At 74.7% G+C, this 1080-nt stretch carries 2 protein-coding genes; both read right to left on the bottom strand.

The window, feature by feature from the left end:
- The coding region (locus AC31A1_RS51815) for a DUF2293 domain-containing protein (RefSeq protein WP_489659979.1) at window positions 1–495 on the bottom strand (495 nt) is incomplete at its 3' end.
- A gap of 44 nt (window positions 496–539) precedes the next feature.
- A partial coding sequence (locus AC31A1_RS51810; protein ID WP_489659978.1) for an NAD(P)-dependent oxidoreductase occupies window positions 540–1080 on the bottom strand: 541 nt, incomplete at its 5' end.

The raw sequence follows: 1080 nt of genomic DNA, 5'->3' as shown, positions 1-1080 counted from the left end.
GCCCCGTGCCGAGGCATGCGCGGCGACGGCCCGGGCCCGCGCCTCGGGGCAGCCGGGGAACAGGCGCCGTATCTCCGCCGCGAACGCCTCCGCGAACCGCACGTCTTCCGCGGCCCGCCGCACCGCGTCCCGCGCCCGGCGCCGCCGTCGCGCCTCCGCGTCCGCGAGACACCGCTCCTCGGCCCGCGCCAGCCCCGCCTCCTCGACGAGAACGCCCTGCCGCTCGTACCGGCCCCGCCGCCGGTCGAACCGCACCACCACCGCCGACAGCGCACTCTCCTCGCGCGCCCTGCGCGTCAACGCCGTGTCGCCGCGCGGCAGGAACACCAGATGCCCGAGATCCACACAGCCGAGACACCGCGGCACACCACCCTCGACGACCAGCAACGGCAACGGCCCCCGACGACACTCGGCACAGTGCCGCTTCCTGAGCGGTTGAACAACGAGCAGTCCATTACGGGTCGGTGGAGTCGCGAGCGATGCCGTACGAGCCATGCGAGCCATGGAAGAAGCATTCCCTCCTGCCGTGCGTCTCTCTCCTATCTCTCAGCGGCCCTGCGCACGTCACGCGGGACGAACACCGACGCGCGCTCGCGGTGCCGGGTCGGCGTCTCGATCTCGTCGAGCACCGCCACCGCCAGATCCGCGTACGACAGCCCGGGCGCGCCCTCCGGCACCCGCTCGTCGCCCAAGCGGTGCCGTCCGGTGCGCGGGGCCTCCTGGTCCAGGCCGCCGCCCGGGGTGAGCATCACCCAGTCGACCTCACTCCGGCCCGCCTCCCGCAGGCGCCGCAGTCCTGCCGTGTGGGCCAGCGCGAACGGCCGTATCTCCGGCGGGAACGCCGAGGGGTCGTCCATCACCGGCCGCCCGTCCGCCCCGAGGAGATCCGCGAACAGCCCGACCGCGACGAGCCGCCGCACCCCTGCCCCGGCCAGACCCGTCAGCAACGCGTCCGCCGCCCTGACGAAGAAGTCGGGATCGAGCGCGTCGAAGCCCTGCTCGGGCCCGCTGAACGGCGACACCGCGTGCACGGCAGCGACCGACCCGCCCGCCGCCTCCCGCACCGACCCGGCATCGGTC

The organism is Streptomyces sp. P5F9, from assembly GCF_057961495.1.
Note: the sequence above shows the minus strand (reverse complement) of the source record. Positions and strands in the feature narration are given on the sequence as shown.